Source organism: Pseudomonas fildesensis (genome assembly GCF_001050345.1).
In the GTDB taxonomy this organism is placed as follows: domain Bacteria; phylum Pseudomonadota; class Gammaproteobacteria; order Pseudomonadales; family Pseudomonadaceae; genus Aquipseudomonas; species Aquipseudomonas fildesensis.
This window is the reverse complement of sequence record NZ_LFMW01000012.1, coordinates 207648-222157: the sequence shown is the minus strand read 5'-3', so window position 1 is coordinate 222157 and position 14510 is coordinate 207648. Positions and strand designations below refer to the sequence as shown.

At 59.0% G+C, this 14510-nt stretch carries 12 protein-coding genes and 2 tRNA genes; 6 read left to right on the top strand and 8 right to left on the bottom strand.

All coding sequences use genetic code 11. The annotated features are described in order from the left end of the window. Nucleotides 1–91: 91 nt before the first annotated feature. Nucleotides 92–168, bottom strand: a tRNA-Met gene (locus tag ACR52_RS18190). Between the two features lie 194 nt (nt 169–362). Continuing rightward, a tRNA-Met gene (locus ACR52_RS18185) sits at nt 363–439 on the bottom strand. A 279-nt stretch (nt 440–718) separates the two neighbouring features. Between ACR52_RS18185 and dinB the strand changes: the two genes are divergently transcribed. Continuing rightward, the gene (dinB, locus tag ACR52_RS18180; protein WP_048727231.1) at nt 719–1780 is read left to right on the top strand and encodes a DNA polymerase IV; all 1062 of its coding nucleotides are present in this window, start codon (nt 719–721) and stop codon (nt 1778–1780) included. Between the two features lie 150 nt (nt 1781–1930). Here the strand turns inward: dinB and ACR52_RS18175 are convergent, their stop codons facing one another. The 4 genes from ACR52_RS18175 to ACR52_RS18160 form a co-directional block, all read right to left on the bottom strand. Further along, the gene (locus ACR52_RS18175) at nt 1931–2884 is read right to left on the bottom strand and encodes a hypothetical protein (protein ID WP_048727228.1); all 954 of its coding nucleotides are present in this window, start codon (nt 2882–2884) and stop codon (nt 1931–1933) included. Nucleotides 2885–2904: 20 nt separating this feature from the next. Beyond that, nucleotides 2905–4620: a proline--tRNA ligase gene (locus ACR52_RS18170; protein ID WP_048727225.1), complete on the bottom strand. Its 1716-nt coding sequence runs from the start codon at nt 4618–4620 to the stop codon at nt 2905–2907. A 222-nt stretch (nt 4621–4842) separates the two neighbouring features. Then, complete coding sequence (locus ACR52_RS18165; protein WP_048727223.1) at nt 4843–6375, bottom strand: AmpG family muropeptide MFS transporter; 1533 nt, start codon at nt 6373–6375, stop codon at nt 4843–4845. Between the two features lie 43 nt (nt 6376–6418). Next, a complete protein-coding gene (locus tag ACR52_RS18160) occupies nt 6419–6781 on the bottom strand; it encodes an MGMT family protein (protein WP_048727219.1) in 363 nt (120 codons plus the stop codon). A gap of 145 nt (nt 6782–6926) precedes the next feature. On the opposite strand from ACR52_RS18160, the gene ACR52_RS18155 reads away from it, so the two are divergent. From ACR52_RS18155 to groL, 5 genes are all read left to right on the top strand, one after another. Then, nucleotides 6927–7934 (top strand): DUF481 domain-containing protein, encoded by a 1008-nt coding sequence (locus ACR52_RS18155; protein ID WP_048727218.1) that lies wholly within the window; start codon nt 6927–6929, stop codon nt 7932–7934. 116 nt (nt 7935–8050) lie between these two features. Further along, nucleotides 8051–8782: a HugZ family pyridoxamine 5'-phosphate oxidase gene (locus tag ACR52_RS18150; protein WP_048727215.1), complete on the top strand. Its 732-nt coding sequence runs from the start codon at nt 8051–8053 to the stop codon at nt 8780–8782. A 66-nt stretch (nt 8783–8848) separates the two neighbouring features. Then, nucleotides 8849–9325 carry an FxsA family protein gene (locus tag ACR52_RS18145; protein WP_016975517.1) on the top strand — a complete coding sequence of 159 codons (477 nt, stop codon included), beginning with the start codon at nt 8849–8851 and terminating at the stop codon, nt 9323–9325. Nucleotides 9326–9571: 246 nt separating this feature from the next. Beyond that, nucleotides 9572–9868, top strand: a complete 297-nt coding sequence (locus ACR52_RS18140; RefSeq protein WP_003175874.1) for a co-chaperone GroES — start codon at nt 9572–9574, stop codon at nt 9866–9868. A gap of 50 nt (nt 9869–9918) precedes the next feature. Beyond that, nucleotides 9919–11565 (top strand): chaperonin GroEL, encoded by a 1647-nt coding sequence (gene groL, locus ACR52_RS18135; RefSeq protein ID WP_048727209.1) that lies wholly within the window; start codon nt 9919–9921, stop codon nt 11563–11565. A gap of 84 nt (nt 11566–11649) precedes the next feature. Here groL and ACR52_RS18130 read toward each other — a convergent pair whose 3' ends face one another. Beyond that, nucleotides 11650–12363 (bottom strand): phosphatase PAP2 family protein, encoded by a 714-nt coding sequence (locus tag ACR52_RS18130; RefSeq protein ID WP_048727207.1) that lies wholly within the window; start codon nt 12361–12363, stop codon nt 11650–11652. 51 nt (nt 12364–12414) lie between these two features. Further along, nucleotides 12415–14364, bottom strand: a complete 1950-nt coding sequence (locus tag ACR52_RS18125; RefSeq protein WP_048727205.1) for an LTA synthase family protein — start codon at nt 14362–14364, stop codon at nt 12415–12417. Nucleotides 14365–14510 lie beyond the last annotated feature (146 nt).

The window sequence follows — 14510 nt, the reverse complement described above, 5'->3', positions numbered from 1 at the left end:
GTTTCATGAAAGATGCCATGCCATTGTTTCAGAAGAACTTTTTTACCGGATACAAAAAAGGCCACTCTTTCGAGTAGCCTTTTTTGATGTTTGGTTGCGGGAGCCGGATTTGAACCGACGACCTTCGGGTTATGAGCCCGACGAGCTACCAGACTGCTCCATCCCGCGTCTGTGGGCGGCATTCTACAGCCCAGCGGCGAGGTGTCAACCGTTAATGGGCTGATGGGTCAAATAAGTGTGAATTAGCGGTTTATCACCGCGCACATTCGCTAAGTGCGCGAGAGAGAAAGGTTTTTTGTCGGACAATCGAAAACATGCACGCACAAAAAAGGCCACTCTTTCGAGTAGCCTTTTTTGATGTTTGGTTGCGGGAGCCGGATTTGAACCGACGACCTTCGGGTTATGAGCCCGACGAGCTACCAGACTGCTCCATCCCGCGTCTGTGTGTCGGCATTCTACAGAGGAACGCAGGTGTGTCAACCTGTTAATAGAAGAAAAGCGCTTGTGGTTCAATCGCTTAGGTCTCCATTGGCACCTCTTGAGCCCCTCGGGGCCAGTCTGGCCGAGGGTTTCAGCTCTATCGGGATGCCAATTTCGATTGAGAAAATAAATTCATGTGGGAAATTTCCTACCGCTTAAGGGGAAGAATCAAACTACTGGTGCTATATACAGGGGTGAGTGCGATACTGGCCATCCGTTGGACTACACCTCCTTATATATGACGCAGCGCAAAATCATCCACGTCGACTGTGACTGCTTCTACGCCGCCATTGAGATGCGCGACGACCCGAGCCTGGCGCAAAAACCTTTGGCTGTGGGTGGCTCAGCGGACCGACGCGGTGTGATCGCTACCTGCAACTATGAGGCGCGGGCTTACGGCGTGCGTTCGGCGATGTCGTCACGGCATGCCTTGAAGCTGTGCCCGGACCTGACGATCGTCAAGCCGCGGATGGATGCTTATAAAGAAGCGTCAAAAGAAATCCAGACGATCTTTCGCGACTACACCGACCTTATCGAGCCGTTGTCGCTGGACGAAGCCTATCTGGACGTCTCGGAATGTTCACATTTTGGCGGCAGTGCCACGCGCATCGCCCAGGACATTCGCCGCCGGGTCTCCAATCAGTTGCACATCACCGTGTCGGCCGGCGTGGCGCCGAACAAGTTTCTGGCCAAGATCGCCAGCGATTGGAAAAAACCCAACGGGTTGTTTGTGATTACCCCGGATCAGGTCGAAGACTTTGTCTCCCAGTTGCAGGTCAGCAAATTGCACGGCGTGGGCAAGGTCACGGCCGACAAGCTGGCACGCTTGGGTATTGAAGACTGCCTGCAACTGCGCGAGTGGAACAAATTGGCGTTGGTGCGGGAATTTGGCAGTTTTGGCGAGCGGCTGTGGAGCCTTGCGCGTGGGATTGATGACCGTGCGGTGCAGAACGACAGCCGTCGGCAATCCATCAGTGTGGAAAATACCTACGATGTGGACCTGCCCGACCTTTCAAGTTGCCTGGCGAAGCTTCCCGAGCTGATGGACACCTTGGCCGGGCGTATAGCTCGCATCGACAGCAGTTACCGTGCGGGCAAGCCGTTCGTCAAAGTGAAGTTTCATGACTTTACCCAGACAACGTTGGAGCAGGCGGGCGCAGGGCGGGATCTGGAGAGTTATCAACAGCTGCTGACGCAGGCGTTCAATCGGGGCGGGAAGCCGGTGCGGTTGCTGGGGATTGGGGTGCGGTTGCTCGACCTTAGTGGTGGTAATGAACAGCTGGAGCTGTTCAGCCGATGATTGCTCATACCCACGCTCTGCGTGGGCATGCCACCCTGGGCGCCCCGCGTCCTGCTGGCGATGCAAGGTTCACGTTTTGCGCAAGGGTGACGCGGAGCGTCACGGGATGCATCCCCACGCGGAGCGTGGGAACGATCACACATTCAGGTCTTAGCGTGCGCCGGGGTCTGCGACTAATCGCCCTGCATCCTTGGTCAGCGCTTGCAGGAATTCCTGCTGCAACTCGGGATCATTGCGGGTCAGTTCGATCAGGCTTTGTTCCAGTTCGCTGGCTTCTTCTTCCAGGCCCAGTTCCGACAGGCGCTTGACCCGGTGCACCCACTGGCTCACTTCGTCATCTTCCAGGTCGTCGTAGATCAGGCCATGGGCTTCCAGCAACTTGCCGCGCAGCGTGTTGCTCACCGCCAGGGTCGAGTCCGAATGCACGTCGTCCTGGCCATCTTCCACGCTGATCTTCAAGGTCGTGACGCGGTTCAGGTCCTGTTCGGCAAACGGGCTGTCCAACAGCTTCAGGCGCAGTACGCCGTTGCGGTCGGTGGTCAGATCAAAGACCTGTTTGCCAGCGGTAACCTGGACCGGACGCTCGCTCCAGGGCAGGCTCGAATACTCCACGCGCTTGTCGCGCTGGACTTCATCGATACCCGCGAGATTCTGCTGCGCACGGCCGTGGGACTGCACGTTCATGAACGGGTTGAGGCCGTCCACACCGTAGGTCAGCCAATCGTGGGTCATGCTGGTGGGGAGGTTGCCGAGGGCGAAGATATTCGCCACGTTGGCGCCCGCGCCCGCCACCAAAGCGACCGCACCCAGGGGCATCTCATAGAGTTTGCGCCAGGGCTGGTAGGGCGTGTAGCGATCGTAACGGCGGGTGACTTCGAACTCGGTGACCTCAAAGGTCTTTTGCTCGTGAATGCGCACCCGGCGTTGCGGCAGCTCCAGCACTTTGGGCTCGCCTACATCGATCTGCAGGCTGTGGTCGAGCAACTTACGCTCAACCCGCTCCTCGTGCTCACTGCGTTGCGACATTTGGTTGGCGCAGCCGCTGACCAGCAGGGCGCCGCACAAGGCGGCGCCCCCCAGGGCTCTGGTGTTTCGCTTGAACATGACTTCTCTTGATCTGGTTTTCAGCGACGAATACGCGCCTGAAGGAAAGACAGCACGTCAGCCACCGGCAACGGTTGGGCTTCGGCTTCGGTCCGGCTTTTGTATTCCAGATTGCCATCGGCCAGGCCGCGGTCACTGACCACGATACGGTGCGGGATGCCAATCAGTTCCATGTCGGCGAACTTGATGCCCGGGCTGGTTTTCTTGTCCCGGTCATCCAGCAGCACTTCAAAACCGGCGGCCGTCAGTTCGGCGTACAGTTTGTCGGTGGCTTCGCGTACTTGTTCGGTTTCATAACGCAGCGGTACCAGAGCGACCTGGAATGGCGCCAGGGTGTCACTCCAGATGATGCCGTTCGCGTCGTTGTTCTGTTCGATGGCCGCCGCAACGACACGGGATACGCCAATGCCGTAGCAGCCCATTTCGAGGATGACCGGCTTGCCGTTCTCGCCCAGCACTTTGCAGTTCATCGCTTGGCTGTACTTGTTGCCCAGCTGGAAGATGTGCCCGACTTCGATGCCGCGCTTGATTTCCAGGGTGCCCTTGCCATCCGGGCTTGGGTCGCCGGCGACCACGTTACGCAGGTCGGCCACGGTCGGAACTGGCAGGTCACGCTCCCAGTTCACGCCGAAGTAGTGCTTGTCGTCGATGTTCGCGCCGATACCAAAGTCGCTCATCAGCTCGACCGAACGGTCGATGATGATCGGCAGCGGCAAGTTCAGCGGGCCCAGCGAGCCAGCACCGGCACCAATGGCGTCGCGCAGTTCGGCATCGGAGGCCATGACCAGCGGGCTGGCCACGCCAGGTTGCTGGGCGGCCTTGATTTCGTTGAGTTCGTGGTCGCCACGAATTACCAGGGCGATCAGCTTGCCTTCTTCTTCGGCGTGCACGATCAGAGTCTTGATGGTCTTTTCAATCGGTAGATTGAATTTTTCCACCAGGGCCGCGATGGTCTTGGTCTCAGGGGTGTCCACCAAACGCAGCTCTTCAGCCGGCGCTGGACGGGCCGTTTCCCGTGGCACAGCTTCGGCTTTCTCGATGTTCGCTGCGTAGTCGGAACCGTTGCTGAAGACGATATCGTCTTCGCCGGATTCGGCCAGTACGTGGAACTCGTGGGAGCCTGCACCGCCGATGGAACCGTTGTCCGCTTCAACCGGGCGGAATTTCAGGCCCAGGCGCGTAAACACGTTGCAATAGGCCTGGTGCATGCGGTCGTAGGTGACCTGCAGGGACGCCTGGTCAGCGTGGAACGAATAGGCATCCTTCATGATGAATTCACGGCCGCGCATCAAACCGAAGCGTGGGCGGATTTCGTCACGGAATTTGGTCTGGATCTGGTACAGGTTGAGGGGCAGCTGCTTGTAGCTGCTCAACTCATTGCGCATCAGGTCGGTGATCACTTCTTCGTGGGTCGGGCCGGCGCAGAAATCGCGGCCATGTCGATCCTTGAAGCGCAGCAACTCAGGGCCGTACTCTTCCCAGCGCCCGGATTCCTGCCACAGCTCGGCCGGTTGGGTGCTCGGCATCAACACTTCCAGAGAGCCGGCGGCGTTCATTTCTTCGCGAACGATCGCTTCGACCTTGCGCATCACCTTCAAGCCCATGGGCAGCCAGGTGTACAGGCCGGAGGCCAGTTTGCGGATCATACCGGCGCGCAGCATCAGCTGATGGCTGATCACAACCGCGTCGGAAGGCGTTTCTTTCTGTGTGGCGAGCAAATATTGACTGGTACGCATGGTAGGCCGTTGTCGGTTGCTTGGACTTGAAATGACTTGGGATTGTACGGGCGGTTGCTACTGGAGTACAGGATGGCGGCAGACATGTAACTGTAGGAGCCGGCTTGCTGTGGCGAGCAAGCTTGCTTGCGCTGGGGTGCGACGCCCCTCCAAAAGGCCGACTCCAGCTGCGCTGTCGAACGTGCGCGAGCTGCCTCGCCACAGCAAGCCCGCGTCCAGAGGTCAGTCTTCCTCGGGAGGGTTCAACCGAATCCGCCGATTTTCCTGGAACCAGTGCAACGCAATCAGCAGCAGCGTCGGTACACCGAGCATGCAAGTGATCAGGAAGAAGTTGTGGTACCCAAACTTCTCCACCATCACCCCCGAATACCCGCCGATCAGGCGCGGCAGCAACAGCATGATCGAGCTGAGCAGGGCGTATTGGGTGGCGGAGAACTTGAGGTTGGTCAGGCTCGACAGGTAGGCGACAAACGCCGAGGTCGCCAGGCCCGAGCTGAAGTTATCCAGGGAAATGGTGAAAATCAGCATCTGCAGGTCCGGGCCCATGTCGGCCAGCATCACGAACAGCAGGTTGGTACCGGCCGAGGCTATGCCGCCGATAAACAGGATCGGCAGGATACCGAAACGCACAATCAGCAGGCCGCCCATGCCGGCGCCGACCAGGGTCATGATCAGGCCGAAAACCTTGCTGACCCCGGCAATCTGGTCCTTGGTAAAGCCTTGATCGATGTAGAACACGTTGGCCATCACGCCCATCACGGTGTCGGACATGCGATAGGTGGCAATCAACCCGAGCAGCAGCAGCGCCTGCCAGCGGTAGCGCATGATGAAGTCGTTGACCGGCGTCAGCACCGGCGCCAGGCCTCGGCGGCCCATGGCCGAGAGGCACATCGCGGTGAGGATGATATAGAGGATGGCGCGCAGGAAGGCGCGGTCTTCCATCAGCAGTTCCCACGGGCTGACGCCGTGAAACAGCACGCTGGCGAAGTCTGTGTTGTAAAGCTGGGTGAACATCGCCGGTACCGACACCAGCAGCACGATCAGCACGAACACCGACATCAGTTGATGCATGAAGCTGTACCGGCCGGCCTGCAACTGGGTGCGCAGGGGCACATTCGGTTCGCGCATGAACAGGGTGGTCAGCAGCGCCGGAACCATCAGCAAACCGAACAGCACGTAGGTGCCGGTCCATGCCGAGTGCTTATAGTTGAAGCCGGTAGAGCCGAAACCTTCGGCGAAGAACAGGGCACCGGCAGTGGCCAGCAGGGCAGCGATGCGGTAGCCGGACATATAGCTTGCAGCCAGCGCAGCCTGGCGGCTGTCATCGGCGATTTCCAGGCGATAGGCGTCGACCGCGATATCCTGAGTGGCCGAAGCAAAGGCGACCACAACCGCGATAGCGATCAGCCAGGACAGGTGTTTCTGCGGATCGCAGAACCCCATGCCGATCAATCCAAGGATCACCAGCGATTGGGCAAGCACCAGCCAGGAGCGACGACGTCCGAGTTTGCCGAGCAGCGGCAGGCGCCATTGGTCGAGCAGCGGCGACCAGACCCATTTAAAGGCATACGCCAAACCGATCAGGCTCGCATAGCCGATGGTCTCGCGGGCCACACCGGCCTCACGCAACCACACCGAAAGCGTCGAGAACACCAACATGTAAGGCAAGCCGGCGGCAAAGCCGAGCAACAACAGCACTAACGTCGAGGGGCTGGCATAGGCGGCGAGCGCGGCGCGCCAGGTTTTACGGGGCATGGGCTGGAGTCTGCCTCAGATTCACGGAAACAAAGCGCGCACTCTAACCGCTGTGCTCTACCGGGCGCCAGCCATGGCGCTGAATATCAACGCGATTATTCAGGATAGTGACGCCTTCGCCGCGCAAACGCGCGCGTTGCTCGTCACCCGAGGCACTGCCCACTGGCAGACTTATCCGACCACCGGCACCCAGCACCCGGTGCCACGGCAAACGTGTGTCCTCGGGTAGCTGGCTCAACGTGCGCCCCACCCATCGCGCGGCGCGGCCGAGCCCGGCCAGATGTGCGAGTTCGCCGTAGCTCACCACACAGCCTGCGGGCACTTGCGCCAAGGTTAGGTATAGCGCGGTGCGGCGCATTTCGGCAGGGCTTTGCGGCGTGTCGGCAGGTGGATTCACTGTGGGCATATCCGTTTAGATCGTCGGTCTTTTTGTAAGAAACGTCTGTAAACATGGTGCTGAGGATGGAACTCAACATAAATCCTTGAGTCAGTCCTAGCTATCTAACACGATAACGCCCCTTTTTCGCCAACCTCGAGCCCCGTATCTGCTTATGTTGTCCAGAACCCTGCTGTGCCTCGCTGTTTTCAGCGCCTCCACGCCCTTGCTGGCCGATACCGTCTGGTTGAAGAACGGTGACCGCCTGACCGGCAAAATCAAGGTCTTCGATGGTGGCAAGCTGCTGATCCAGACCGACTACGCGGGCGCGATCCCGGTGGACTGGAAACAGGTGAAAACCCTGGAAAGCGATCAGGAATTGCTGGTCAAGCAAGACGCCTACACCGGCGAGAAAGCCAAATCCCTGCAAGCAGCGGATGACGGCAAGGTGGTGCTGGCCAATGGCGAGGCGCCCAAGACCGTGGACCTGGCCAGTATCCAGCAGATCATCAAGCCCAAGCCTGTGATCGAAGACCTGGTGTGGAAAGGTAATGTCGACATGGCGCTGGACTACAAGCGCGCCGAGAAAGATACCAACGACTACGACATCGACTTCAAGACCACCGCGCGTCATGGCCAATGGCGCCACACCGGGCTGGGCGAATACAACCGCGAGTTCCAGGACGACGTCACCACCACCGACAACTGGGCCCTGGAGTACGACCTGGACCGGTTCATCACCGAGCACTGGTTCTGGCAGGGCCGCCTGACCTACAAGCGCGACAAGGTTGAAGACCTGGCCCGCCAGCGCACCGTGGGCACGGGCCCGGGCTACCAGTTCTGGGATGACGAACTGGGCGCGTTCTCCCTGGGGTCGCTGGTTAACCGCACCGATTACGAATACTCCGACGGCGGCAAGGACAACTTCTATTCCCTGGCGATGAAGTGGAACTACAACCGCTACCTGGTGGGCAAGACCGTCGAGTTTTTCACCGCAGGCGAGTTGGGCAAACCCATCGGCGGGCCGGCCGAATACTCCCTCGATGCGGAAATGGGCCTGCGCTACAAAGTCACCGAGTGGGCCTCGCTTAATCTCAAAGCCGAGCGCGACGTGATCAGCGGTGATTCGGAAAGCAGTTTGAGCAAGACCCGCTACACCGCAGGCTTTGGTGTGGCCTGGTAATCGGGCTCGACAAAACCTGCAAGGGCGCCTCTGGCAACCTGCGCTTAGATTGATTACCTTGTGTTGAGATCCATTCCCATAGGCTATGGGCAGCGGAATACCCGAGGAGTCATACGTTGAGCGCGCACGTTGCCAAGAACGCCCGAGAGCTGTTGCTCAAGGAATACCGTGGGGCTCTCTCCACATTGTCCAAAGCCATGCCCGGCTTTCCCTTTGGCTCGGTGGTGCCTTACTGCCTGGACGAGCAGGGCCGGCCACTGATCCTCATCAGCCGCATTGCCCAGCACACCCATAACCTGCAGAAAGACCCCAAGTGTTCGTTGCTGGTCGGTGAGCGTGAAGCGGATGATGTGCAAGCGGTAGGGCGCCTGACTTACCTGGCCGAAGCCGAGAAGCTGGAGGACGATGCAGCCATTGCAGCCGCTGCCGAGCGTTATTACCGCTACTTCCCCGATTCGGCCAACTACCACAAGGCCCACGATTTCGACTTTTGGGTGCTCAAACCCGTACGCCACCGTTATATCGGTGGGTTTGGTGCGATTCACTGGGTGGATCAATTGACCCTGGCCAATCCCTTCGCGGGCAAGGCCGAGCGCAGCATGATCGAACACATGAACAGCGATCACACCAAGGCCATCGCCCATTACGTCAAGTTGACCGGCTTGCCCGAAACCGAGCCCGCACAATTGGCCGGTATCGACAGCGAAGGCATGCACCTGCGTATTGGCCAGTCGCTGCATTGGTTGCCCTTTGCAGAGACTTGCAACACGCCGACACAAGTGCGCGAGGCCTTGGTTTCATTGGCTCACGCCGAGGCTTGGCCGAAAAAAAGCGTGGCTGAAGCTTGAATTCACGAAACGACGACGTCATCTAAGGTGGACTGGCAAGGTATTCTTGCGTTGAGGAACCATTTGATGCGCCCTTTTTTGTTGCTCTTTCTGCTGTTCCCGGTGTTGGAGCTGTTCGTATTCGTTCAAGTCAGCAGTGCGATCGGGTTTTTCCCGGCGCTGTTATTGATCATTCTCGGCTCGATGCTCGGCGTCCTGGTGCTGCGCGTCGCCGGCCTGGCCACCGCGCTGCGTGCCCGTGAAAGCCTGAACCGTGGCGAGCTGCCCGCGCAAACTATGCTCGAAGGCTTGATGATGGCGTTGGCGGGTGGCCTGTTGATCCTGCCGGGCTTTATCAGCGATGTGGTCGGCCTGGTCATGTTGCTGCCGTTCACCCGCAAGCTGCTGGCCGGCAAAATGCGCCAGCGCGCCGAAGAAGCGGCGATTCGCCAGCGTGCGTTCGCCGATGACCTGCAACCCCGTGGCGGCCCGGCCCCGCGCCAGCCGTTGGGGCGTGAAGGTGATGTGATCGAAGGCGAGTTCGAACACCGCGACAGCAAATAAACGCTTTATTGACACGGCACCTTCGGGTGCCGTGTTGCTTTTACCGCCTGGCAGATGCAAAAAAATCCGCCGAGGCCCCTTGTAATAAGCTTATGCGCCCTTATGTATCGGTCACCGCAAGGTTTCTGGTGGCGACACCAGACAGACTTCCGCGTTTCGCTTGGCGAGGCGCGACCGGCACAGCCGGAATACAACCCGCCGGTACAGACACCGGCCGATGAAAAACACAATTAGGAGAGATCGACAATGAGCAAGCTTCGTCCTCTGCACGACCGCGTCGTAATCCGTCGCAGCGAAGAAGAAAAGAAAACCGCTGGCGGTATCGTTCTGCCAGGTTCGGCTGCTGAAAAAGCCAACCACGGTGTGATCGTCGCTGCTGGCCCAGGCAAGACTCTGGAAAACGGTGATGTACGTGCGCTGGCCGTTAAAGTCGGTGACAAGGTTGTATTCGGCCCTTACTCCGGCAGCAACACTGTGAAAGTCGACGGCGAAGACCTGCTGGTTATGGCTGAGAACGAGATTCTCGCTGTTCTGGAAGACTGATTTTCCCGCTCATTTTCCCGTTACTAGAAAGTATTTAAGGAATATCGATCATGGCTGCTAAAGAAGTTCTGTTTGGCGACTCCGCCCGTAAAAAAATGCTCAAAGGCGTCAACGTCCTGGCTGACGCGGTAAAAGCGACCCTGGGTCCGAAAGGCCGTAACGTGATCATCGAGAAGAGCTTCGGCGCTCCGACCATCACCAAGGACGGCGTTTCCGTCGCTAAAGAAATCGAACTGGAAGACCGTTTCGAAAACATGGGCGCGCAGCTGGTCAAAGACGTTGCCTCCCGTGCCAACGATGACGCAGGCGACGGCACCACCACCGCTACCGTTCTGGCTCAGGCAATCGTCAACGAAGGCTACAAAGCCGTCGCTGCCGGCATGAACCCTATGGACCTCAAGCGCGGCATCGACAAGGCGACCATCGCCGTTGTTGCTGAGCTGAAAAACCTGTCCAAGCCATGCGCCGACACCAAGGCCATCGCTCAGGTAGGCACCATCTCCGCCAACTCCGACAGCTCCATCGGCGACATCATTGCCGAAGCTATGGAAAAAGTCGGTAAAGAAGGCGTGATCACCGTTGAAGAAGGCACTGGCCTGGAAAACGAACTGTCGGTTGTAGAAGGCATGCAGTTCGACCGTGGCTACCTGTCCCCGTACTTCGTCAACAAGCCAGAAACCATGGTTGCCGAGCTGGACAGCCCGCTGATCCTGCTGGTCGACAAAAAGATCTCCAACATCCGCGAAATGCTGCCAGTGCTGGAAGCCGTTGCCAAAGCCGGCCGCCCACTGCTGATCGTTTCCGAAGACGTTGAAGGCGAAGCCCTGGCAACTCTGGTTGTGAACAACATGCGTGGCATCGTTAAAGTCGCAGCCGTCAAGGCTCCAGGCTTCGGCGACCGTCGCAAGGCCATGCTGCAGGACATCGCTGTTCTGACCGGCGGTACCGTTATCTCCGAAGAGATCGGCCTGAGCCTGGAAAGCGCCACCCTGGAAAACCTGGGCAGCGCCAAGCGCGTGACCATCTCCAAGGAAAACACCATCATCGTTGACGGTGCTGGCGTTGAAGGCGACATCCAGTCCCGCATCACCCAGATCCGTGCCCAGGTTGCCGAGACCTCCTCGGACTACGACCGTGAAAAACTGCAAGAGCGTCTGGCCAAGCTGTCCGGCGGCGTTGCAGTGATCAAGGTTGGCGCGGGTTCCGAAGTTGAAATGAAAGAGAAGAAAGCCCGCGTTGAAGACGCCCTGCACGCAACCCGCGCAGCCGTTGAAGAAGGCGTGGTACCTGGCGGTGGCGTTGCGCTCATCCGTGCTCTGGAAGCCCTGACCAACCTGACCGGCGACAACGCTGACCAGAACGTCGGTATCGCTGTGCTGCGTCGTGCTGTTGAAGCACCGCTGCGTCAGATCGCTGCCAACTCCGGTGACGAGCCGAGCGTTGTGGTTAACGAAGTCAAGAACGGCAAAGGTAACTACGGTTACAACGCTGCGACTGGCGTCTACGGCGACATGATCGAAATGGGCATCCTTGACCCTACCAAGGTGACTCGTTCCGCGTTGCAAGCAGCAGCCTCCATCGGTGGCCTGATCCTGACCACCGAAGCTGCAATCGCCGACAAGCCGAAGGCAGATGGCGGTGCTGGCGGCGGTATGCCAGACATGGGCGGCATGGGTGGTATGGGCGGCATGATGTAAGCCAGCCTTACCCGGCGCTTAAAAAAACCCCGCCTGCAGCGATGCAGGCGGGGTTTTTTATTGCCGTTTTAATACACCAGGCCCTTACGGGCTGCGGGTTGATGGCCGATAGAGCAGCAGGCAGTACACGCCCAGGCAAATCAACCAACAGAAAATCGCCGTCCACACATTGTGGGAGAAGAAATGCGCGCCTTGCATCATGCGGCTTACTGAAAAGGCGCTGCCCAGAACCACGGCGAAGATAAACGCGTTGCGCGCCATCCGCGGCCGGTGATCACGTAGCGCGAAGAACCAGGCGAACAAGGCAAACCCGGTGGCCGCATGGCCACCGGGCCAGCAACGGCCGGGTTTATCTGTGGGCGGGCGGGGGCTCAGCAGTTCGCTGTAGGTTTCCTGGCCGCCGAACTCCTTGAGGCTCCAGGGGCACTGCACGGCGGTGATGGTTTTCAGCGGTGAGACGAAGGCAGTCGCCAGCCCCAGGGATAACACCAGGCAGCCCAGTTCGCGCCGGTAAGGCTTGAGCCGTTGCAGGATGAATGTGCCGGCAAGGCCTAGAATTGCCAGTACCGAAAACAGGATAACCAACTGTTTGGCGCGGTCATGCAGGATGTCTTCGAGGAAGAAGCTGTAACGCCCGATGAAGCCGCCATCCGCTGCATTGTAGAAGCGTTTGGCAAGGTCCATGTCCAGCGAGGTCATCTCAAGCAAGAGCATTACAAGTGCGACGCCGAAGGGGATACCCAGGCACAGCCAGAAATTGAGAGGTTTTGAAACGGTCACTGCGGAGGGGGAAGCCATGGCGAACTCTGGTGAAAAACGTCCCGTACTCAGCCGTACGGGACGTTTTGGTTAGCGAGTGCTCAGCGCTGGCGCCGCGTCCCTGGGTGCCCTCCAGCTCAGCAATTGTTGTTTGAACCCATAGCTGGCGGCCTGGTAGTAGGTGATCGCCCGCTGTATCAACGGGTCATCGCTGTCTACCCGCAGTTCCTGGCTCTCGCCCAGTGCCTGGTCGTGGCGCCGCAGGCCGAGGCGCGGGCTGAGGATCGCCAGGTCTTTGCCGTCGAACAACCCCAGGTGTTGATAGTTGCCGACCACGACGCGCGGTGGCAGCGGGTTGTCTTGCAACAGGTTGCGACCAAAGAAAGTCGACTCGTAGCTCAGGTTGATCAGGCCTAGCAGGGTGGGCGCTAGGTCGATCTGGCTGGCCAGTTGCGCGGTTTCCCGAGCTTCGATCAGCTTGGGTGCATAGATGAACAGCGGAATCTGGTAGTTGGTGATGGGCAGGTCTTCCTTGCCCGCGCTACCGGCGGTGTGGTCGGCAACGAACACAAAGATCGTATTATCAAACCACGGCTTCTGGCGTGCGGCGGCGAGGAATTCGCCGATGGCGTGGTCGGTGTACTTCACCGCACCGTCACGGCCGTTACCGGATTTTATATCGATGCGCCCGTCCGGGTAGGTGTAGGGGCGATGGTTGGAGGTGGTCATCAGTTGCAGCAGGAAAGGCTGCTGCTTGGCGTAGTCCGCGTCGGCCAGTTTCAGCGTTTGTTTGTAGAGATCCTCGTCGGCCATGCCCCAGGCGTTTTTGAACGAAATCTCCGACTCGGGCACGCTACTCTGGTCCACGACCCGATAACCGTTGCCGCTGAAAAACGCGTTCATGTTGTCGAAATAACCGCGCCCGCCGTAGACGAACACGCTGTCGTAACCGATTGCGCTGAGTTGCTGCCCCAGGCTGGCGAAACCGCTTTCGCGGCCGATGCGCTTGACGATCGAGCGCCCCGGCGTCGGTGGAATGGCCAGGGTGATCGCCTCCAGGCCACGATCGGTGCGGGTGCCGGTGGCGTAGAAATTATTGAAGTACAGGCTCTGAGTACGCAAGGCATCGAGGTTGGGCGTGAGGTTGCGCCCGTCGCCGTTGCTGCCCATGTACTTGGCGCTGAAGCTTTCGATGGTCACCAGCACGATGTTGGGTTTGCGCAGCGTGCCCGGGTTGGTGATGGCGCGGCGGATATCCAGCGGGTCTTCGCCGATAAAGCGGGCGTTGGGTTCGCTGAGTTCGGCGCGCAGCTGTTTGGCGACGACCTCGGTCGGCAGGCTCTTATAGAACTTCGAGTAGTCCAGCTCGTTGTTACGGAACGCCGCGAAAAACTGATACGGCCCATTACTGGCCAGCTCGTTCTTGTAGGCGTTGCCGCCTTGGGTACGCGGGCTGTCCTGGCTGATCAGTTGCAGGCTGAGGCCGGCGACGACCACCAAGGCCACTGCATTCAGCAAACGGCCGCGCATCGCCGGCAGCGGAGCGCTCATCGCCGCGTTGAACGGCTTGCGCAAGGCCAGGCTCAACACAATGGCCAGCATCGCCAGCAGGCTGAGCAGTTTGCCAATCGGGTAGGACTCCAGCAGGTTGTTCAATACTTCGTTGGAGTAGACCAGGTAGTCGACCGCGATAAAGTTGAAGCGCACACCGAACTCATCCCAAAACAGCCACTCGGCCACCGACGTGAACAGCATCGCGAACAGGCTGACCGTGAGCACGCCTTGCAGGAACCAACGGTGGCCACGCCGGCGCCACAGCGCGGGCGGGCACAGCAGCAGGTACAACCCGAGGGGCACGGCGGCATAGGTCAGAAAACCCAGGTCATAGAGCAAACCCACGCCAAATACCGGCAGTAGATTGCCACCGACTTCGTCCAGGTGAGTGAGGAGCAGCACGCTGCGCGTGAGCAGGAAAATAACCAGCCAGGCACCGGTTACCAACAGCAAATAGCGCATTGGCGCTGTTTTGACAAAACCCATGTCTATGTTCCTTAGATCGATGGGCGGCGATCTTCTGCCTGACACTGTAGTCAGTTTGTGAAGCTATAGTGAAAAACTCGTTCAACTCTTTAATCGGTTGAAAACCTTTATTGGCTGACCGCTCAGCTCTATCCCTGAGCCCCACT